The sequence below is a fragment of the Algoriphagus jejuensis genome (assembly GCF_039523455.1).
GTDB classification, from domain to species: Bacteria; Bacteroidota; Bacteroidia; order Cytophagales; family Cyclobacteriaceae; genus Algoriphagus; species Algoriphagus jejuensis.
In genome coordinates, this window is record NZ_BAAAFI010000013.1 from 81,547 (window position 1) to 101,467 (window position 19,921).

At 46.7% G+C, this 19,921-nt stretch carries 18 protein-coding genes; 8 read left to right on the top strand and 10 right to left on the bottom strand.

The window, feature by feature from the left end; translation table 11 throughout:
* The first annotated feature begins 37 nt into the window (after positions 1-37).
* Together nhaC and ABD031_RS12685 are read left to right on the top strand one after the other, a co-directional pair.
* Entirely contained in the window at positions 38-1,495 is a 1,458-nt protein-coding gene (gene nhaC / locus ABD031_RS12680) for a Na+/H+ antiporter NhaC (RefSeq protein ID WP_343852001.1), read from the top strand.
* A complete protein-coding gene (locus tag ABD031_RS12685; RefSeq protein WP_343852003.1) occupies positions 1,492-2,094 on the top strand; it encodes a 3'-5' exonuclease in 603 nt (200 codons plus the stop codon). Before nhaC ends, ABD031_RS12685 begins: the two co-directional genes overlap by 4 nt.
* Here the strand turns inward: ABD031_RS12685 and ABD031_RS12690 are convergent.
* Positions 2,084-2,710, bottom strand: coding sequence for an IMPACT family protein (locus ABD031_RS12690; protein ID WP_343852005.1), 627 nt, complete (start codon positions 2,708-2,710; stop codon positions 2,084-2,086). The genes ABD031_RS12685 and ABD031_RS12690 overlap by 11 nt on opposite strands.
* Positions 2,711-2,884: 174 nt before the next feature.
* Here ABD031_RS12690 and ABD031_RS22390 point away from each other — a divergent pair, with 174 nt between their 5' ends.
* The 3 genes from ABD031_RS22390 to ABD031_RS12700 are packed head-to-tail and all read left to right on the top strand — an operon-like array spanning position 2,885 to position 5,089.
* A complete protein-coding gene (locus ABD031_RS22390) occupies positions 2,885-3,235 on the top strand; it encodes a sugar 3,4-ketoisomerase (RefSeq protein ID WP_425542756.1) in 351 nt (116 codons plus the stop codon).
* Positions 3,210-4,136 (top strand): hypothetical protein, encoded by a 927-nt coding sequence (locus ABD031_RS12695; RefSeq protein ID WP_343852007.1) that lies wholly within the window; start codon positions 3,210-3,212, stop codon positions 4,134-4,136. Before ABD031_RS22390 ends, ABD031_RS12695 begins: the two co-directional genes overlap by 26 nt.
* A gap of 2 nt (positions 4,137-4,138) precedes the next feature.
* Positions 4,139-5,089, top strand: coding sequence for a glycosyltransferase (locus ABD031_RS12700; protein WP_343852009.1), 951 nt, complete (start codon positions 4,139-4,141; stop codon positions 5,087-5,089).
* Here the strand turns inward: ABD031_RS12700 and ABD031_RS12705 are convergent, their stop codons facing one another.
* The 5 genes from ABD031_RS12705 to ABD031_RS12725 are packed head-to-tail and all read right to left on the bottom strand — an operon-like array spanning position 5,090 to position 12,183.
* Positions 5,090-6,361 (bottom strand): M16 family metallopeptidase, encoded by a 1,272-nt coding sequence (locus ABD031_RS12705; protein ID WP_343852011.1) that lies wholly within the window; start codon positions 6,359-6,361, stop codon positions 5,090-5,092.
* Positions 6,361-7,599, bottom strand: a complete 1,239-nt coding sequence (gene porV, locus ABD031_RS12710) for a type IX secretion system outer membrane channel protein PorV (protein ID WP_343852013.1) — start codon at positions 7,597-7,599, stop codon at positions 6,361-6,363. Before porV ends, ABD031_RS12705 begins: the two co-directional genes overlap by 1 nt.
* A complete protein-coding gene (gene porU, locus ABD031_RS12715) occupies positions 7,596-10,841 on the bottom strand; it encodes a type IX secretion system sortase PorU (protein ID WP_343852015.1) in 3,246 nt (1,081 codons plus the stop codon). The genes porV and porU overlap by 4 nt, the downstream gene beginning before the upstream one ends.
* Entirely contained in the window at positions 10,838-11,533 is a 696-nt protein-coding gene (gene pssA / locus ABD031_RS12720; protein ID WP_343852017.1) for a CDP-diacylglycerol--serine O-phosphatidyltransferase, read from the bottom strand. Before pssA ends, porU begins: the two co-directional genes overlap by 4 nt.
* Positions 11,530-12,183, bottom strand: a complete 654-nt coding sequence (locus ABD031_RS12725) for an MBL fold metallo-hydrolase (protein ID WP_343852019.1) — start codon at positions 12,181-12,183, stop codon at positions 11,530-11,532. The genes pssA and ABD031_RS12725 overlap by 4 nt, the downstream gene beginning before the upstream one ends.
* Before the next feature lie 55 nt (positions 12,184-12,238).
* On the opposite strand from ABD031_RS12725, the gene ABD031_RS12730 reads away from it, so the two are divergent.
* Genes ABD031_RS12730 through ABD031_RS12740 form a run of 3 tightly spaced genes read left to right on the top strand, consistent with a single transcriptional unit; the run spans position 12,239 to position 17,496 of the window.
* Complete coding sequence (locus ABD031_RS12730) at positions 12,239-13,285, top strand: NAD(P)/FAD-dependent oxidoreductase (RefSeq protein WP_343852021.1); 1,047 nt, start codon at positions 12,239-12,241, stop codon at positions 13,283-13,285.
* 9 nt (positions 13,286-13,294) lie between these two features.
* Positions 13,295-16,603 (top strand): biopolymer transporter Tol, encoded by a 3,309-nt coding sequence (locus ABD031_RS12735; RefSeq protein WP_343852023.1) that lies wholly within the window; start codon positions 13,295-13,297, stop codon positions 16,601-16,603.
* A 14-nt stretch (positions 16,604-16,617) separates the two neighbouring features.
* Entirely contained in the window at positions 16,618-17,496 is an 879-nt protein-coding gene (locus ABD031_RS12740) for a YicC/YloC family endoribonuclease (RefSeq protein ID WP_343852025.1), read from the top strand.
* A 97-nt stretch (positions 17,497-17,593) separates the two neighbouring features.
* Here ABD031_RS12740 and ABD031_RS12745 read toward each other — a convergent pair whose 3' ends face one another.
* From ABD031_RS12745 to gcvH, 4 genes are all read right to left on the bottom strand, one after another.
* Positions 17,594-18,262 (bottom strand): energy transducer TonB, encoded by a 669-nt coding sequence (locus ABD031_RS12745; protein WP_343852027.1) that lies wholly within the window; start codon positions 18,260-18,262, stop codon positions 17,594-17,596.
* 134 nt (positions 18,263-18,396) lie between these two features.
* Entirely contained in the window at positions 18,397-19,077 is a 681-nt protein-coding gene (locus ABD031_RS12750; protein ID WP_343852029.1) for an energy transducer TonB, read from the bottom strand.
* Between the two features lie 68 nt (positions 19,078-19,145).
* Positions 19,146-19,490 (bottom strand): VanZ family protein, encoded by a 345-nt coding sequence (locus ABD031_RS12755; protein WP_343852031.1) that lies wholly within the window; start codon positions 19,488-19,490, stop codon positions 19,146-19,148.
* Between the two features lie 37 nt (positions 19,491-19,527).
* The gene (gene gcvH / locus ABD031_RS12760) at positions 19,528-19,902 is read right to left on the bottom strand and encodes a glycine cleavage system protein GcvH (protein WP_343852033.1); all 375 of its coding nucleotides are present in this window, start codon (positions 19,900-19,902) and stop codon (positions 19,528-19,530) included.
* Positions 19,903-19,921 lie beyond the last annotated feature (19 nt).

Below are 19,921 nucleotides of genomic sequence, written 5' to 3' on the forward strand. Positions count from 1 at the left end.
CTTAGATTCAAACCTTTCAAACTATCCGAAATATCGAATGAAAGGCCTTCCAAAAGCCCCCCGAGTCATAGATGCCCTTATACCCATACTATTTTTAATAATCCTTTTGATTATCAATATCCAGATTTTTGGTACTGACAGCCTGTCAGGCTCCAATCAGATGGTGCTTATCCTTTCGGCAACAGTCGCTGGAGTGATTGCAATTTTCAAACTTGGGCTGAGTTGGGAAACCCTTCAGGACGGAATTGTCAAGAGCATTAGCTCAGCCATGAGCGCAATTTTGATCCTTTTCCTGATAGGCTCCCTGGCTGGCACATGGCTGCTGAGTGGGATCGTTCCTGCTATGATTTTTTATGGATTGAAAGTATTGAGTCCTGAAATTTTCCTTATCGCAGCGTGTTTTATTAGTGCAGTGGTGTCGATAGCTACCGGCAGCAGCTGGACTACGGTAGCGACGGTAGGGGTTGCGCTGCTGGGAATTGGCAAGGCGTTGGGGTTTGAAGAAGGGATTATCGCAGGAGCGATTATCTCTGGAGCGTACTTCGGAGACAAGATGTCTCCCTTGAGTGACACGACAAATCTTGCCCCGGCTATGGCTGGAACCGACCTGTTTACTCACATCCGATATATGGCGAAGACGACCGTACCGACCATTGTAATTACGTTGATTTTATTTGGAGTGATTGGTCTGAATTATGAGACTGCGGGAAGTGTGGAAGAGGTGAGGGCTATTTCAACAGTAATATCTTCCAAATTCAATGTCTCAGGCTGGCTTTTTATCGTGCCTTTGGTTGTGATCGGAATGATAGTCAAAAAGGTGCCGGCGATTCCTGCGCTGCTAGCCGGAGCACTTTTGGGGGGAGTTTTTGCTGTGATTTTTCAACCGGAGATCGTGGCTGCTATCGCGAATGAGGCCGGTTCCTACGTTTATTTGAGTTTCAAAGCAGTGATGTTGGCCCTCTATGGAGAAATCGCAATCGTCACCGACAATGATGTCGTCAATGAACTATTGGTGACTGGCGGCATGGCCGGGATGCTAAATACGATTTGGTTAATTGTCTGTGCGATGGTGCTGGGAGGCATTATGGAGGAAAGCGGGATGCTTCGCGTCTTGGCGGAAGCAGTCATCAAAAAGGTTCATTCCGTAGGTTCGCTCATTGCATCTACTGCGGCGACCTGTATGTTTTTTAACCTGACAACTTCCGATCAATATCTGGCGATACTGGTGCCTGGGCGAATGTACGCCGATGTGTACCGTAAGCGGGGTTTGAAGCCTGAAAATCTCAGCCGTACGCTGGAAGACTCGGCGACAGTGACCTCAGTCCTCGTGCCCTGGAATACCTGCGGAGCGACTCAGGCTTCGGTCTTGGGAGTGGCGACGTTGACCTACGCACCGTATTGTTTTTTCAACATTATCAGTCCATTTATGACCATTTTATATGGTTATTTGAAAATCGGGATTCACTATTATGAGCCGGAAGAAGAGTTAGCATGATTCCATTTAGTATTACCAAAGAAGAAGTAAACACGCTGCAACTGGGGCAGTTTGAGGGTGAAATTTTCCTGATTGACCACGCGGATCAGGTAGAGGAGGCGGTGGAGTTTCTGAATGAGCAGCGCATCATAGGGTTTGATACCGAGACCAAACCCTCTTTTAGAAAAGGGGAATTTAATCACGTATCCCTTTTGCAGCTATCGACGTCCACACAGGCGTTTCTTTTCAGATTAAACAAGATCGGTTTTCCCGAGTCGCTGCGCAATCTGATGGAAAAGGAGAACTTGGTTAAGATCGGTGCTGCCGTACACGATGACCTCAAAGGCCTTGGGAAGTTGACCGACAGCTTTTACCCCCAATCTTTTTTTGACCTCAATGACGAGCTGAAAAAAGTCGGCTTTCTCAATGTGGGCGTCAGAAATCTCAGTGGGATGGTGTTGAAAATCCGAATATCAAAGACCGAACAGGTGTCCAATTGGGAGTCTGAGGTCTTGACTGAAAGACAGCAGCGCTATGCCGCCACCGATGCTTGGGCCTGCTTGGAAATCTTCAATTTGCTTCGCAAAGAGGGATATCTGGATAGTTTGTTTAGCCAGTAGCAAGCACGAGTCCTTCGATGTCTTCCAGTTTGGATAGAACCTGAGCAAAATTGCTCTCTCGCATCGAAAGAGTCATGCTGCAGTCGAGCGCCATTTCCTGAGAAAGGATTTCAATGTCTAGTGCTTTCACAATTTTCATCACCTCGTTCATGGCGGCGTAGGGGAAGCTAAAGTTGAGTTGTGCTTTCACCCATTCTTTGGTGATTTCATTTTCCTCTATCGCCAGTGCAGCGGCAGTTCTGTAGGCTTTGATCAGCCCGCTCACGCCAAGTTTAGTGCCCCCAAAATACCGCACGACCACGATCAGAACATCAGTGAGTTGGTTGGAGCGAATTTGCCCGAGGATAGGATCACCGGCCGAATGATTGGGTTCACCATCGTCATTGGCCCGAAAGTGAGCAGCATCTCGTCCCAGACTCCAGGCATAGCAATGATGACTGGCGTCAAAATAAAGTTTGCGAAGTGACACTAGTTCGATCTTTATGTCTTCTTCTGATTTGACCGGAAAGGAAAAATAGAGAAACCTGCTGCCTTGCTCTTTGAAAATCCCATCGCTTTTTCCTCGCAGAGTCAGGTAGGAATCAGAGTTTTCGGGAATGTCGGGGGAATTGCTCATCAGTGGTAGGGGGAACAGAGAACCGAAAATATAAAATTAACTTAGGGCTAACGGGGCTTTAATCCGTTTTGTCTTATTTTTAGACATCGTTGTAATCCTTCCAAAGCAGTGAGATTAGAATATCATCCACCAAGATTTATTGACATTAAAGGGAATGTAAACGAGCGCGGGTCCGTGCATTTCTGGGAAAACAGTGGTCTTTTTCCCAATGGAATTCTTCGTTGTTTCTGGATATCAGGAGTAAAGAAGGGAGAGACTCGTGGCAATCACGCCCATAGGCAGGAGTCGCAGGTGATTGTTGCCTTGACAGGTAGGCTGGAGATCAGATCGGAAGGATTGGATGGTGCTTTGACCGAGTTTACTCTTGAAGGTGCTGGAAGGGGTGTTTTTGTTCCCCCTTTAAATTGGATTGAAATCCGGTTTTTTAATGACGCTGTCCTACTGGGGCTTGGGGATCAGGTTTTTCTAGAAGAGGATTTCATCAGAGACAAGGACTATTTTGGAAGCTTACAGAAAGGAAACTGAGGTTCATGAGTTAAGGGTTTTTTCTTCGATCGGGGAATCGCACCCCTATTTCCTGAGAAATAGCCCAATCGTCGGAATTGACCGTCAGCTTGACTTTGCTTGGGTAAAAAAAGGAAAGCTCAAGGCATCTATCACCTTTTCGATCTCAGACAATGCCGATGCGGTGTCTCTACCGCAGTCGCCCTTCGGCGGGATTTTCGTCGAGATGAATTTGTCTTCGGCGAGTTTGGAGGAGTTTGTCAAAGCGGTGTTGGTGGAGCTGAAGCGTCGTCAAATCATCACGGTGAGGATTGTACAACCGCCAAAGCCTTACGAGCCTGGTTCCGATCTGATCAATTACATTCTGTTCAAGAATGGATTTGAACAGGAGGCCGTGCTGAGTCATCAGTTTTTTATCGGGAAAAAGAAAATCAAAAAGTTCGTGAAGAAGGAGCAGTTGAAGTTTCAGACCAAGGCGAAAGAATCCGGTGTGAAGGTGCAGGTAGGATCAATTCAAAATTTTGGATTTTTGCAGGAAATCAGAACCTGGAACCGCGAAAAAGGATACGAGTCGAGTTTTGACGAAAAGCGATTGATCGCACAGGTTTCGGATTACCCGGAGCGGTATTTTTTGATCACTGTATCAAAAGACGGAAATGCGATTGGGCATACACTTGCGGTAAAGCTATTCCCAGATTCGTTGTACTATTTTCTTTCAGCTGTTCATCCCAAATCCCCCTTGAAAAGTGTAGGTGAGTTGTGCCTTTTACAGCTTTTCCAACTTGCTGCTGAGCAAAATACCAATTTCATTGATTTGGGCTCATCGGATACTGATGCTGGCGCCAACCATAGCCTGATGTTTTTTAAGTCCCGTTTTTCGAATGAAATCAGTAATAAAATCAGCTGGATTTTGACCCGATAATCATGGACACAGCAGGGCAGGCCACGGTTATTTGTATTGCATACAATCATGAAAAATGGATTGAAGAGACCTTAGAGAGTGTTCGGATGCAGGATTATCAGGCCAAAGAATTGGTTGTCGTAGACAATGGGAGTACTGATGGCTCTGCCGACAAGATTCGGAATTGGGTCAACCAGTCCTCGGGACTGTTGCCTATTCGGACGGTTTTTAACCGGGGAGTGCAGCCTTATTGCCAGCTTTTCAATCAGATCCTCGCGACGGTGGACAGCCAGTATTTGGTCGACTTGTCTGGAGACGATGTTTTATATCCGGAGCACTTGTCAACCTCCATCCGCGAATTGAAGGCGGATCAGAACGCTGGGTTTGTTTTTTCGGATGCCTACATTTTAGACCACTCAGGTGAGGTCAGTTCATTTTACCAAAGAGATAATGCGGGAGATTTGTTGGACAAGATAGAGCTTGGCGATATCTACACGACACTGATCCAGAAAAGCTATATCTGCTCTCCGACGATCGTTTTCAACGCGGCTATTCTCCGAAAGGAGGGCGGGTACGACGAGTCGCTTTCCTATGAGGATTTCGATATTATGGTCAGGCTCGCTCGAAGTTATCCAGTTCGCTTTTCGGATCATATCGGTGTGCTCAAGAGAAAACTGTCCAATTCGATGTCGGCTGCTCAATATCGCCCGCATCTCTCCAAGATGCTGCCCAGTACAGTGAAGGTTTGCACAAAAATCCATCAAATGAACCGCTATCCCGAGGAAAATCAGGCATTGGGACGTCGCGTACTTTACGAGCTCAAGCACGCCCTTTGGTCGGCTAATTTTGAGCCGGCGCGTGAACTTGTGCGTTTAGGCGAAGAGCTTGAACTGAAGACTTTGGAATTTCGAGTCTATAAGATGTGGGCGAAATATAAATGGGATATTTCTTGGCTCTATACCAAGATATCCTGATCAGCCTACGACCACTTCGAGGTACGGAGGGTTCGAAAAGTATTTTTTACCGACGTCGAGTATATCACGCGCAGTAAAAGTCCTTAGGAAGGCCAGCTTTTTTCGATAAAATTCAAAATCCAATCCGGAATGATGAACCGCCCTAAATCGATCCATCAGATCAAAAGAAGAGCTGAATCTGGAGAGCATCTGTCCGATCAGGTAGTTTCGTACTACTTCGAGCTCGTCTGCTGAGATTGGCTCAGTCGCGAGTAGTTGGATTTCCTTGTAGATTTCCTCGATTACGATCCCCGTTTGGGATTTTTGTACGTCCGCACCGATCACCCAATAGTTGATGTCGCCGATCTCAGCCAGTGAAGAGGAGATACCATAGGTGTGCCCCTTGTCCTCGCGGATGTTTTTGATTAAGCGAGAGCCAAAATAGCCGCCTAAAATGGTGTTGAACACGGATAGGGCCAGAAAGTCCGGATGATCTTTTGCAATAGACCAGTTGCCGATGCGAATGCTGCTTTGAACTGCGTCTTCCCGTTCTTCATAAATTGCCGTGCCAGTCGTCGTCGGAGGAAGCTCTGCCTCCCCCTTAGAAATCTTGAAGGGGAGCAGTTCGATAGACGAGGTGATCTCCTCTACCTCTTCCTGATTCAGATTGCCACATAGAAAAAACTCTGTGTCAGTCCAAAGCTCGTTTCTGTAGTAGTCGATTAGATCCTTTCGCTCTACTTGATCTACATGCGCCTCGGTGATCTCGTGGCCGTAGGGGTGGTTTTCTCCAAAGAGGATTTTTCTGAAAAGCCCGCTCGCACGGGAGGCCGACTTTTCACGTTCGAATTTGATGGATAACTTGCGTTGGGACTTTCGCTTTTCCAAGCTTTCCTGCGGAAAAACAGCTTGATCAAAAAGCGAAGCGAAAACCGGTAAAACTTCGGCAAAGTGCTTTTTGGTCGTAAGCAGACTCATCCCTTCATGTGAATAAGTAAGAAGAGGATGAACCTCAGTGGCATGAAAATCAAAGAACTCAGAAAGCTCGGTTTCCGATTGACTTATTGTCCCCTCAGTGAGCATCTGCAGCGCAAATGACGAGACCAGAGATTTGTGCAAAGGAAGGGACAAGCGTCGGCTTTTGCCCAGGACTTCCAATTTGACGACGTCCAAACCGGGAGTTGGGATGAAATACAATTTCCGATTTCCGGAGAGATCAAGTATTTGCGGTGAGGACAAGTCAAAATCAGCCGGAATGATAAATTCAGGAGCAGTTGATCGGTCAAGAAGCATCAATTACTTGCGATGGTGTAGAGTAGCGTAAACCGGAGGGTTTCTGCAAGGGGGTGATTTTGTACTTGAGGTACGAGATAGGAGAAATCGAAGCCGATTTTTTTGATGTCCATGCCTAAGCCCATGGTAAAGTATCTGCGTCCACCTTTGTCGGGGTTTTCATAGAAATAGCCGGTGCGAAGTGCAAATTTTTCGGCATAGAGGTATTCCACACCAAGGGAAAAGGTGATTTCTTTCATCTCTTCCGAAAAGCCGTCTGGAGCATCAGAGAAAGACCCGAACATGCCGGAAATCAATGCTCTGTTGGGATCTTTTCCATCGCCAGGGTTAATGATAAGATTTCCATCAGCATCTGTGGCCAAGGTTCCGTCCTCGTTGGTTGCGTATTTTGGCGGAGTAGGAACAAGCAATTTGTTCATGTCGAATACGAAAGTCAGCGAGTTAACCGGATCCAAATTGATTTTGTACGCTGTTCCCAATCGGAGATTGGTAGGGATGTAGTCTAAATCTTCAGCGCTGTTGTAGGTGATTTTTGGACCAATGTTGGTGATCGCCACGCCCCAAGACCAAGTACCGTCTTTGGCGCCTGCGAAGATGGGTTTTTCGTAGTATAGACCAATGTCAGCTCCGACACTGGTACCGGCTTTTGCTTCAGACCCCGTCGAGGAGGAGATGTTTCCGGAAAGGTTGGAGTAAATAAACCGGGCTGAAATTCCCAAGCCAAAATGCTGGGAAAGTTTTCTGGAATAAGTGCCTCCAACAGCGATATCTCGGGGATTGAACTCGCCCAGCTCGTTTCCAGCACCATCGGTCAATTGAATGTCACCCATGTTGAAGTATCGCATCTCAAATGCGAAAGCCGACAGTTCATCGATTTTCTTGAATCCGGTCAGGTAGCTAAGCGACATGTCATTGACCAATTTGCCAAGCCAAGGTGAGTAGGAAAGGGAGAATCCTAGATCCTCCTCGATAAATGCAAGTTTTCCGGAATTCCAGTGTGCGGAATTTGCGTCCGGGGAAGTAGCAACCCCCACATCTCCCATGCCGGAGTGTCTAGAGTCTGGAGCAAAATTTAGGAAAGGGACTGCTGTAGTGATCACCCTTCGGTCAGGATCTTGGCCTGACAGGACGACGCTGTTGGGCGGAACACTTGGGTTTTGTGCGAAAGATGAGAAACCGGCGAAGAGAAAAATGGTAAGAAATACGCTTCTCTTGCTTTTTTCGGCCTTTATTTTCATTGAATAACTAGTTTTCCGCTTACTGAATCGGAGGTGAAATCTAATTCTGACTGTAGCGATAATTTGTAAAGATACGTTCCTTTTGCTGGATATTTTGTTTGGCTTTGCAAAAAAGACCAAGTCAGACCGGTGATAATCTGATCAGCACTTAGCAAACGGAAATCTTCTGAAAATAGTATTTCACCGGTAACAGAAAACACAGCTAAGTTGAGCAGGAGGTTTTCGCCCGGCCTAGTATGCGTCAATTCAAAGTTGCTCTCGCTGGAAGCGGGATTGGGATATACCTTGTGGCTAAGTATCTGTAGGTGATCGCTTCCCTTGATTTCTACCTCCTGAGTGAGGCTGGTTTCGTTTCCCACGTTGTCCCATGCACTTAGCGTGATTTTGTTTTTGCCTTCTTCGAAACCGTTTAAAAAGGTTTCGAAAAATCCATTTCGAAAGTCGCCATCTGTTGCCAGAAAATCCTCATTCAGGATAATTGCAGGTCGGTCGTTTACCTGGATGCTTAGGCTTTGTCCAGGGATCAGGCTCGAGACGTTAATTCCACTTTGATCTGACAACAGTCCCTTAATTTCCAAATTAGGAGTGGGAAAAACAAACGGTCCGGAGTTTTGCCCATTGATGACCAATTGGATATCCGGGCCAGTGGTGTCGTTGGATTCGTTTTCGGCTTGGCCGCCGATTATCGGTGATTGGGCACCCTTCGCCTGTAGTCCGGTCTGAGTGTCCCAAGCTCTGACTCTCAGATTTCCCGCACCGAATACCGGGTTTATTCCTTTTGGGATCAAAAGCTTTGCCTCAAGTCTTCCAGATACGACTTTTCCTACTCCTTTGAATGCTAGTACTATTTCCTCTTCGAACAGATAGGGGTTGCTTTCATCTCCCAACGTTTCGATCTGCAGCGGTTTGTCGCGCAACTCTACTTGAAATTCACCATTGAATCCCGCTTGAAAGGCTTGGGTGAGCGGATCGATGATTTCGGCTTTTAGCACTATTTCTTGCAAAGGATGTAGCGTGTCGGTCGGAGCATTGGTCTGTCCATCTTCGATCGCAGCCAGCTTGATCTCAAGTTCCGGAATGGCAAGCCGAAGACTCGGGTCGCCCAAAAGTGAGAAATTCCGGTTTAGAGATCCGTTCAGGCTCTTGTTTTTGGTGTGCTTGAAGATCTCGCCGAGATCCTGATATATACCGTCTTTCTTTTTAAAAACCTCCTCGATAAATGCTTTGTTGAGGGAAAAATTAACACTGCTGAATACTGGCCGACCAGTGGTGAGCAGGGCGACTGCACCTTTTTCTTTGGCAGCCAGCAGTTCCTCAGCAGCCGATCGGAGGAAGGGGCTGTCATGGCGCCCAAATTCGCAGGTCGCCGTGATCCACAGCGCCAACTGCTCCTGTTTCGCCCAGTTGCTCAGATCCTCGACCCGGAACACTTCCTCAGCAGCCAAGGTCGTTTCGTTGCCATGCCCGATGAAATTGAGGATCAGCGTTCCCTCATCCAATGTCTTCAGTAAGGCGGATTTTGCATCGGGCGAGCGTTGGCTCGTGCCGGATTCTTCCTGTTCAAATCGATCGAGGTAGAGCTTGTTGACCAAGAAGTCAGGATGGTTTTTCGTCAAAAAAACCGCGTGGGATTCTGCATCTCTGACATGGATATTGCTGTCGCCATCATCCACCAAAAAAGACACCGTCGAAGATTTTGGAGTGCGCACCAGTTTGGACTCGTACCGAATGATTTTTTCGACCATTTCGTTGGCCTCATTGTAGCTGATGGCAGGCAGCCTACCGATACCAATCTGCAGCAGTTCGTCTCCTTCACGCGATTCTTCCCATTGTCCCTGACCAAAATCGATCAGACCCAGATAGTCGTCCGAACTGAAGGTGGTCAGCGGGTTGAGGCTTTCGCGACTGGTGTAGATCGGGACGAGATTGGGTCTGCCACCAAGTTTGCCTTTGTAGTCAAAGGTGCCCTTGCCGAGGATCAGGACGTTTTTGAGTTTCCTGTCTGAGTGATACAGGTGGGCAATGAAATTCCGGATCGCCGTGTAATCCGTATTTCCATAGCCAAATGACTCGTAGATGTCCTTGGTCGTGACGACCAAGGCTTCAATTCCTCTGGCAGCCTTGTGGTTTCCCAGCTTGATTGCTGAGGAAAGCAACGAGGGAGAGGCGATGATCAGCAGTTCGGGAGAGGAACTCAGGCTACGCAAAGGCAATTTAGCTGCGGTGAATTGCGTGATTTCGACGGTGTTTTCAGGAGAAAAGATTACCCATTTCTTGCCGTATGCACTTTTTCCGGAGGAAGAATTTATCGCTATTGGATTGAAAAAATTACTGACTTCCCAGGTTTCAAAGCTTGGTGGCAAGGCGATTTTTTGTTCTTCGGCGGATTCAAATACGCCTTCAGTCAACGTTGAATTTGCAAATGGAACTCCCACGGCAAAATAATCCAGGTAGCCTGCCGACTCGGATCCGCTTCCCTGGAAGGTGAACCGGATTTGGGGAAATGAGTTGCCGGGGTTGATTTTCCAATCGAAAGTTTCTTCTCTACCCTTGATGCCATAAGTCGAGTTGGGGATAGGGCTAAACGCGACTTCACCAAACAGCTCATTGCCGGTAAGCACTCGCATAGTGGAACCTGCGAAGGAATGAGCCATTAGCTTCCCACGCAAAATCCACGGATGGATCGTTTCGGTGCTGAGATCTAGGTTGATGTTGAGACTTTGGCCCTGGCGAATCGGATCCGAAAACCAGGTTCTGCCGGAGTTGAGCAGATTGATTTTCTCGGCTTTGAATGTAGTGAAGCTGTACCAGATATGCTTTGGGTCGGCAGCGGCTGGGTCGGCCAGTTTTAGGCCGATTCTGAGTGGAGCCGAATTTTTTCCGATCAGGAAGCTCAAGGAATCTGAAAAAAAGTGATGGGAGTAAGTCGGTTCCTCGGCGGAATAGCTGAACGTATTGGGTCCCGACAGAAAGAAATAGAGACTGCCGTCCTGCTCCAAAGCTGGGATCTCCTGTAAGTTTAACTGAGTCGAATCAAGCTTTTGAGGGAGCATGCCCGGGTAGCCAAAAATGCTGACTTCGGACAGATTCGAAAAACCCAGCTTGGAAGCTTGTGCAGCGGAGATTTTGTAAATACCCTGATCCTTGATTTTAAATCGAAAATACTGCGCAGAGGCCTGAGGAATCTCAGCCCAAACTCCAAAAATCAGAAAAAGCGCCCATGCTGCAACGTTTAATCTCATTCACTTCCCATTGCATTTTCGATCACAGATAAACCAATATACGCCAAAATCACCAGCGGGATGCCGGCGAATTGAAGTCCTGCGAAAATCGCAAGGCTGACTAAAACCAATGTGTATCTAAATCGGTTTTTAGAAAAGTACGCGCTCTTGAATTTTAAGGCAATCAATGGAATCTCCGAAATCAATAAGATGGCAAAAATCCAGGCGATGCCGACCAAAAACAGTGGGATGGAAAGCCAGTCCCCAACTATTGGCCATCGCAAACCGAGATAGGGTAGCGTGCTCAAGAATAGCGCGTTGGCAGGCGTAGGAAGTCCGATAAAACGGTCACTTTGTCGGGTATCCAAGTTGAATTTTGCCAATCGATAGGCCGAAAGCATTGGAACGATCAGCGTCAGATAAGGAAGGTAAGAATCCGAATCAGTTGTGTTTTTGGTCATCATGTAAAGGATCAGTCCGGGTAGCACCCCAAACGTGACTACATCGGCTAGCGAGTCAAGCTCTTTGCCCATTTCACTTTGAACCTTGAGCATCCTGGCCACGAAGCCGTCAAGAAAATCAAATCCTGCACCAATCAAGACAAAATATGCACCAGTCATGACTTGTCCGTCGAGCACCCAGATAATTCCGACCACTCCCGACAAAAGATTCAGGAGCGTTAATGTATTTGGTATTTGAGCTTTGATATTCAATGTACGGCCCTTTCACCCACAAAGGGATTGTACATTTTTTCAAAACCGATTTTGGTTTCTGGCCCGTGTCCGGGATAGATGACGGTTTCTGCCGGAAGCGTGAAAAGTTGGGATTTTATTTTCTCCAAAAGCACTTCGTGATCGCCTCCAGGCAAGTCGGTTCTGCCGATGCTTCCACGGAAAAGCGTGTCTCCGGCGATGCATTGGCCGCTGGCCTCATGGTAGAAAACCACGTGTCCAGGCGCGTGACCTGGCACGAATAAGATTTTCAGCTTCTCCGTTCCTACTTTGAATTCCTGCCCCTCTTCAAGAAAATGATCTGCTTCCGTGGATTCAAAACCTTGGAATCCATAGTTCGGAGCATAGACTTCGACGGATTTCAGGACAGGAATTTCCTTGGCGTGAATCCATAGCGGGATGCCAAATCGTTTCTTCGCCCAGGCATTGCCCAGAACATGATCGATATGGCAATGCGTATTGAGCAAAGCAACGATTTTCAGACCATTTGTCAATACGTAATCCTCCAGTTCCTTCCGCTCCGCGGGCGTATGGCATCCTGGATCGATCAGGGCAGCAGTGCCATGGTCGTCGTGGATAAGATAGGTGTTTTCCTGGAATGGATTGACGGTGAATGACTTAATGTGGAGCATGGCAAAAGTCTGCGGGATCGCAGCAAAGTAATGAATAATGCCTTTAATTTGGGGTATGGAAATTGATTTTTTGATTATTGGACAGGGCTTGGCAGGCACCTCACTAGCCTATCGGCTGGAGCAGGAGGGGCAGCGGATTTTGCTGATTGATCAGCCGGATTGGAACAAAAGCAGTCGCGTCGCGGCTGGCTTGTACAATCCTGTCACCGGTCGAAAAATGGTCAAATCCTGGAAGGCTGAGCTTCTTTTTCCAGAGATCGAACCCTTCTACAGCGAACTGGAAAATGCCTGCGGAAGGCGATTTTTGAACCGAAAGAAAATCTACCGCCCCTTCCTCTCGATTGAGGAGCAGAACGAATGGATGGGGCATTCTAGCGATCCATCCATAACACAGTTTATCGAGGAGATTTTCACAGAAAGTCAGCATCGCGAAATGAACGACAACTTTGGAGGCGTGCTGTTGCGTATGTCTGGTTGGCTCAATATCAATGAATATATGGCCGGAATGGCCAATTACTTTGACGATCGACTTCGGCTGGAGGTATTTGATGAAAGCCTTCTGGAGAAATCCACTGATGGATGGAAGTATGGAGCTATTTCTGCTAAAAAGCTGGTGTTTTGCAACGGGCTGGGAGCTTTGAAAAGTCAGTTTTTTAGTTACCTTCCTTTTGCTCCTGTGAAGGGTGAAATACTGGAAGTGGAACAGGACTTTGAACCGGACTTCATTGCCAATCGAGGAGTATTCAGAGTTCCCCTAGGCGGTGGGATTCATCGTGTGGGTTCAACTTACACTTGGCATGATTTGGATACCGGACCCTCAAAAGCTGCCAAAACGGAGATTCTGTCCAAGCTACATGAGCTAGTCAGAGTTCCAGTAAATGGGGTGAAGAGCCACAAAATCGGCATTCGCCCGGCGACCAAAGATCGAAAACCTTTCCTCGGCAAACATCCGATCGAGGATAGCGTTTACATCTTCAACGGTTTTGGGGCCAAAGGTGTGTCCCTGATTCCTTATTTCAGCAAAATGATGACTAGTCATTTAATAAATTCTGAGCCTGTAATTGCCGATGTGGATATAGCTCGCTATTTTAAGTATATTTAAAACCAATCAATGCCGATCCGAATGCGATATATGGTCTTTCGACTTTTGATCTTATTTATACTATTGGGTACCTCTACCCGCTCCTTGGCCCAATTTGATCAGGAAAGATTTGGTAAAAACCGAGTCCAGCACAAGGAGATCGAATGGTACTTTTATTCTTCCAATAATTTTGAGGTTTATTACTATGACCGAGGCGGGGCCAATGCCAAGATGGCCATTGACTATTTGGAGGGGGAGTTTGATAAGTTGACGCAGATGATTGGCTATGTGGCCTACACCAAGCCGAAGATTTACATCTACAATTCTCCTGAAGAAGCGCTGCAAAGTAACCTCAACTTGAACGTGCAGGAATACTCCGAAGACGGACAGACCAAATTTACGCGCCTGATTGCGGAGGTGTCCTACAAGGGACGTATTGACCAATTTAAGGAGGATATCATCTATGCGACTTCCAAAGTAATCATCCATGAGATGCTCTACGGTGCCTCAGTCGCGGATGCTTTTCAGGCCAATTTGGTCAATGATTTTCCTGCTTGGTACGTTGACGGAGCGGCACATTACCTTGCCAAAGGATGGAGTCGCGAGATGGATGACTTCATGCGCGAGTACCTAAAGGAAAGTTCTAATCCCAAAATTCAAAACCTGACTGGGATCGATGCGGGTTTGGTGGGGCAATCGCTTTGGAATTTTATCGCAGAAAAGTACGGACGTCGTTATGTCTCCAGCATTCTCAACCTGTCTAGGATCAATAGAAACGAGGAAAATAGCATTGCAAATACGATTGGTGTCAACGCTCGGGCATTTTTTGAAGATTGGAAAAACTACTACATCAAAGTCAATGAGCCGGTATATTCCTCTTTCAAAAGTGTAAATCCTGAAACCGCCATCGCCAGGACTTCTTCTCGAGTGGACGGAGCGATCAGTGATATCAAGTTTAGCCCAGACGGCCTCCTGCTGGGCTACGTGCTTAACAATGCGGGCAAGTTCAAAGTGATTGTCCGGGATCTTTCCACCGGAGTGGAACAGACTATATTTACGGGTGGAGCGAGCTACGATGAGTTGGAGCCAAATCTATACTCTCCGATAATCGCCTGGAGAGACTCCGCTAACTTGGCTATTGCTTCTTTCAAAAGAGGGTTTACTACCCTTCGGCTTCGATCGATTGACGGCTCCAATCAAGACAAGATTTTCCTCCGAAACATTACACAGATTCTAAGTCTGGACTTCAACGAGTCAGGAAGGAACATGGTGCTTTCGGCGATTTCCAATGGGAAAACAGATGTCTATACGCTCAATGTCCGCGGTCAAGGTAAACGTCTTACCGATGATATTTTTGATGATCTGACGCCGATGTTCTTGAATGATTCGGTGATAGTCTATTCTTCAAACTACACCGAATTGCCGGACTCGGTATTAACGGCTACCCCGGATATCAAAATCCTACCCAATCTTTATAACCTGTTTCGCGTCGATGTGTTGAAGGATACCACCATTACGACCAAGTTGACAAATTCAAACAGCAGGAATATGAATCCCAGAAAGGTAAATAGCAATACGCTGCTTTACATGAGTGACCTGAGCGGGATTACCAACCTGATGAGATTCAATATCGGGAATCAGGTGTCCAATCAAATCTCTGCATTTGACAAAAGTATCGAGGTGTTTGATATCACCAGCAGAATGAACAAGCTGGCCTACGCACTGCGAAGTGGGAAAGAGTCGTACTTGTTTGTCGAAGGATATACCGGTGTGGATCAGTTTACGCCAAGTACACCGCGGATTCAGCTAGCGCAAGCGAAAGATCTCAATGAGCGATTGGCAGCTAGAAGATTGTTGGAGGCTAGAACCAATGCTGCTCAGGCGGTAGTCGCGCCCTCACCTCCCGCAAATACGCAGGAGGTGCCAAAAGTCGATTCCACTTTGACTAACAGGACCTCGTCCATAAACTTGGACCGCTTACGCTTTGAATCTCGAAAGGGCATAAATACCGAAAATTACACCTTCGACACCATTCCTCAAACCCAGGCGGCGGCTAGCAACGGCAACAAGCCTGAACTGAATCGAGCCAACTTGCTGGAGACCTTCAGAAAGCAGTCCTTGCAAAAGCGTATCTCCGGACCGAAAAAAATGGAGCCACAGTTTTTCACCAACCACATCAACACCAGGTTTGTGGTGGATCCCCTGCGTGGATTTGGGATCAACTTGGATGGAAAGATGACAGACATCCTCGATAACCATGTGTTTACAGGAGGCGTAATGACCGCGTTGGACTTCAATTCCGGCGGGGATATTTGGTTTGAATACGAATACCTGAAAAGCCGTTTGGATTTCAGAGGCCGCTTTGACCGCAAAACGATCAAGGTGGAAGAAAGTGATCTCACTTATCAAAAGTATGTGCTAACTCAAGTGGAGGCGGGAGTGTCTTACCCGCTCAATATAAATTCAAGGATCTACGCCGCGCCATTTGTATCGAAATCCCAGTATTTCAACCTTAACCCGGATTCATTGATCTTTGGACAGGCTCCAGATCAAAACCGATTTGATGTCAACTATGTAGGAGGAAAGGTGGAGTTTGTCTATGACAGAACTGAGCCGATGGGGCTTTATTCTTTTACTGGTGTGCGGGGCAAAGTTGGTTTTATGCACTATCAGGGTCTGAATCACGGAGAGCGATCGTTCAGTAATTTCTATCTTGACCTAAGAAACTATCAGAAAATTCACAAAAATATTACGCTTGCTTCCAAACTCTATGTGGGGGGATTCATGGGGAATAACCCACAAGACTACCTCGTGGGCGGCATGGACAATTGGCTGTTCAACGAGTTTTACAATCCGCCGTCAAACAGGCCAGAACCATCTCCGATTCGAAACCCGACCGGTGTAGAAAATTCCAATATCCTGTTTGCAGATTTTGTCGACTTGAGAGGATATGACTACGATGAGATCCGAGGAAATAAGGTCATCACCTTTACAACTGAATTGCGAATTCCGATTTTTTCCTATTTGACCAGGGGGAATATTACCTCCAATTTTGTTCGAAATTTTCAGATGGTCGGATTTTATGACATCGGCTCAGCCTGGGATGAATTTGCTCCGTGGGAGCGTGTAAATGATCAAAACACCGAGGTGATCAACACCGAAGGATCTCCCTTTGTGATCGTGTTGAACAACTTCAACAATCCGTGGCTGCAAAGCTATGGAGCAGGACTGAGGACGGTCTTGCTCAATTACTACGTCAAGTTTGACGTGGCACGGCCAATCCGAAACTATGAAAGAGAAGACCTGAAGTTTTACTTTACTTTGGGATACAATTTCTAATACCCACACCATTTATGATCAAATCAATGACCGGCTTTGGAGTAGCCGGATTTGAAAACGAGCAGATGACGATTCAGGTCGAAGTTCGCTCGCTCAATTCAAAGTTTTTGGATTTATCCGTTCGCAGCCCCAGGCAATTTTCTGATAAAGAACCTGAAATTCGAACCATTGTTCAGTCGATTCTTGACCGAGGCAAGGTGAGCGTGTCTATAGAATTTGCGGCTAAAGGAAGTCAAAATCTTCCGGTATCCATTAATCAGGAGCTTTTCAAGTCCTATTACGGAGAGTTCAAAAGCCTAGCCGAGCTGGTCGGAGAGCAGCCTGGCGATCTTTTTAAGCTGGCTCTTCAAGCACCCAATGTCATCACCTCTATCCCTATTGAACGAGAGGAAAGTGATGACTGGACGCAGATCAAAAACGTGTTGGAAGAGGCCCTGAGGAAATGCGATGGTTTCAGAATGGACGAAGGAGGTTCGCTCTATTCCAAGCTGGAGGGGAATATTCAAGTCATCCGATCCGCTTTTAAGCAGGTAAAGCAAGAAGATCCGGGACGGAAAGAGAAAATCCAGCAGCGGATCAAAAACCATTTTGCCCAGTGGATGGATGACAATTCCTTTGACGCCAACAGATTTGAGCAGGAGTTGATCTATTACTTCGAGAAGCTCGACATCACCGAAGAGCTAGTCCGCTTAGAGACGCATCTGGACTACTTCATGAAATCCATGAAGGGGGAAAGTGCACAGGGCAAAAAGCTCGGGTTTATCAGCCAGGAGATTGGTAGAGAGATCAACACCATCGGTTCCAAAGCAAATGACGCGGAGATTCAAAAACACGTGATCCTGATGAAGGATGAGCTAGAGAAAATCAAGGAGCAAACGCTCAATGTGATCTAAAAAATGAAGAGAAAATCAGTTGTTCGGATGTGAACGAAACAGAAAGGCCTGCACCAAAAATGCAGGCTTTTCATTTCATTCCAGGTGGCCAGTTGGTCTAGTTAAGTTTAAATTTGATGGGCATCGTCATTCGGAATCTCACAGCCTTGCCTTGATGACGAGCGGCTTTCCAAGGAGGAGAATTCAGAATCACATCTGCGGCGGCCTTGTCCAGTGCAGGATCTACGGGTCGAACCACCTCAACATCCTGAATGCTCCCGTCGGTATTGATCACAAACCTCACCAAAACAGTACCCTGCACTCCAGTCCGCTGTGCCAGCTTGGGGTAGGCAAGATTGTTTCGGAGGTATTTGTACCAAGCGTCCATTCCGCCTTGAAATTCAGCACGGACTTCGGTGAAATCCCATATTTCTTCGGCCACCTCAACAATGGGGGGATCCTCGAGTTCAACCACCGGAATTACTTTGTCTCCCGGTAGATTGATGTCTACTTCTAAGATGTTCTCAATCTTGATATCATTGTCGATGACGGTGATCTCTGACTGTCCGACGGGTGGTGGGGGTGCCGGAGGAGTTTGTATTGTGATCGGGATGACCTCTGTTTTCCATTCCGCATCTCCAGGGGAGAGATCGACCAATGGCTTGTCGTCTTTAGCTTTCCATTCAAAAGCCACCAATACTACGCCGACTGAAAGCATCAGTCCCAGATTGAAAAATGTGCCGTACCACCTGCGGAAGTCGACCCGGTCGTTCTTTTTTGGTTCCATGTGTGTTAGAGTTTTGATTAATAAAAATTACCCAAGCTAAATTGAAATAGCTATCTTTCTAACGTAATTTAACTATTTAAAAAGTTGTTAAAATACGGACAAAAAAAAGACCCGATTTCTCGGGTCTCGTATTTTTAACCAAGTTTGAATCGAATCGGAAGTCTCATCCGAGTACGAACTGGGCGGCCTCTTTGCTTGCCTGGTTCCCATTTCGGTGCCTCTTGAACGACCTTCACAGCTTCCTCGTCGCAACCTCCGCCGATCCCTCTTAAGACTTCTACGTCTTGGATAGATCCGTCAGTGTTGATTACGAATACCACGATTACGGTGCCTTCGATGCCCATTCTTCTCGCTTGGGTTGGGTATTTCAGGTTTTTGGAAAGATATTGATTCCAACCTGACATGCCTCCCGGAGGATTTGGCTGAGTTTCTACTACGTCAAAGATTTCGTCTGCTTTCTCTACAACTGGAGCCTCTGCAATAACCACTTCTTTGATGACTGTCGTTTCTTTCACATCCACATCGAAGTTTACATCGATTTTCTCCTCGATCTCTACCTCATCAGGAATTTCCTCAATGATAGGCTGCTCCATTGGTGGAGGCGGAGGTGGGGGAGGTGGCTGTTCAGTAATAGGCACATCAAGCAACTCTTCGAAGTTGTCAGATACAGCTCCCAGATCCTTAAGGCCTGAGTCGTCGTATGACTTATACTCGAAAGCAGCAAGTGTAAGCCCAACAGCTACTGCTAAGCCAAGGTTGGTAAACATACCAACGGATTTGGTTAGATCAGCTTTTGGAGACTTTTTTGCTTCCATGGTGAAATTGGTTTGTGACAGGTTAATCTTTTCGAAATCTGAATAACAAGTGTAAGAATTATTGGAGATTAATCCAAAATGTATTTAATGGATGGCCATTTTAAATACACAAGCAATCCCAGGCACGCGCCTAGACCGTTGACTATCATGTCCATTAAATCAAACGAACGAAGAGGGATAAATTGTTGCAACGATTCCAAAACTATTCCAATCAGTATCCCAAAAAGGACGAAATTCTGCCATATTTTAGGATTTTTAACTGAAATCTGGTCTTTGTCCACACCCACACCGCTCCATAAGTAACCCTGAAGGAAAAAAGAAATCAGATGAACAGCCTTGTCTTGAAAGTTAAACAAATCAACCTCAGGCAGCTTAGTTCCGGGAGTCAGCATTGCAATAGCCAGAACGAGCATCCAAGAAATCGCTAGAAAGAGTCTCAACTAAGTGCTTCTATTCGCCAACGAGCTCTGCGTAAGCAGCTGCGTCCAATAGTTCCTCTGTCGATCCGGTGATTTTTACTTTAACCATCCATCCGGACTCGTAGGGCGATTCATTCACCAGTTCAGGCGAAGATTCCAGCTCGTCGTTGAACTCAAGGATCTCTCCTGTCAGGGGCATAAACAGATCGGATACAGTCTTCACCGCTTCCACAGTTCCAAAGACCTCACCCGCTTCGATTGTTTCACCGACGGTTTCCACTTCCACGTAGACGATATCTCCCAGTTCTTTTTGGGCAAACTCCGTGATACCGATAGTTGCTACGTCGCCTTCGATTTTAACCCACTCGTGGTCTTTAGTGTACTTTAGTTCCTGTGGAAAATTCATGATTTGTTCGTTTAGAAAG

Bases quoted from the DNA above. Each gene is read 5' to 3' on its own strand.
- nhaC (WP_343852001.1), top strand. From the start codon at position 38: ATGAAAGGCCTTCCAAAAGCCCCCCGAGTCATAGATGCCCTTATACCC.
- ABD031_RS12685 (WP_343852003.1), top strand. From the start codon at position 1,492: ATGATTCCATTTAGTATTACCAAAGAAGAAGTAAACACGCTGCAACTG.
- ABD031_RS12690 (WP_343852005.1), bottom strand. From the start codon at position 2,710: ATGAGCAATTCCCCCGACATTCCCGAAAACTCTGATTCCTACCTGACT.
- ABD031_RS12700 (WP_343852009.1), top strand. From the start codon at position 4,139: ATGGACACAGCAGGGCAGGCCACGGTTATTTGTATTGCATACAATCAT.
- ABD031_RS12705 (WP_343852011.1), bottom strand. From the start codon at position 6,361: ATGCTTCTTGACCGATCAACTGCTCCTGAATTTATCATTCCGGCTGAT.
- porV (WP_343852013.1), bottom strand. From the start codon at position 7,599: ATGAAAATAAAGGCCGAAAAAAGCAAGAGAAGCGTATTTCTTACCATT.
- porU (WP_343852015.1), bottom strand. From the start codon at position 10,841: ATGAGATTAAACGTTGCAGCATGGGCGCTTTTTCTGATTTTTGGAGTT.
- ABD031_RS12725 (WP_343852019.1), bottom strand. From the start codon at position 12,183: ATGCTCCACATTAAGTCATTCACCGTCAATCCATTCCAGGAAAACACC.
- ABD031_RS12730 (WP_343852021.1), top strand. From the start codon at position 12,239: ATGGAAATTGATTTTTTGATTATTGGACAGGGCTTGGCAGGCACCTCA.
- ABD031_RS12735 (WP_343852023.1), top strand. From the start codon at position 13,295: ATGCCGATCCGAATGCGATATATGGTCTTTCGACTTTTGATCTTATTT.
- ABD031_RS12740 (WP_343852025.1), top strand. From the start codon at position 16,618: ATGATCAAATCAATGACCGGCTTTGGAGTAGCCGGATTTGAAAACGAG.
- ABD031_RS12745 (WP_343852027.1), bottom strand. From the start codon at position 18,262: ATGGAACCAAAAAAGAACGACCGGGTCGACTTCCGCAGGTGGTACGGC.
- ABD031_RS12750 (WP_343852029.1), bottom strand. From the start codon at position 19,077: ATGGAAGCAAAAAAGTCTCCAAAAGCTGATCTAACCAAATCCGTTGGT.
- ABD031_RS12755 (WP_343852031.1), bottom strand. From the start codon at position 19,490: ATGCTCGTTCTGGCTATTGCAATGCTGACTCCCGGAACTAAGCTGCCT.
- gcvH (WP_343852033.1), bottom strand. From the start codon at position 19,902: ATGAATTTTCCACAGGAACTAAAGTACACTAAAGACCACGAGTGGGTT.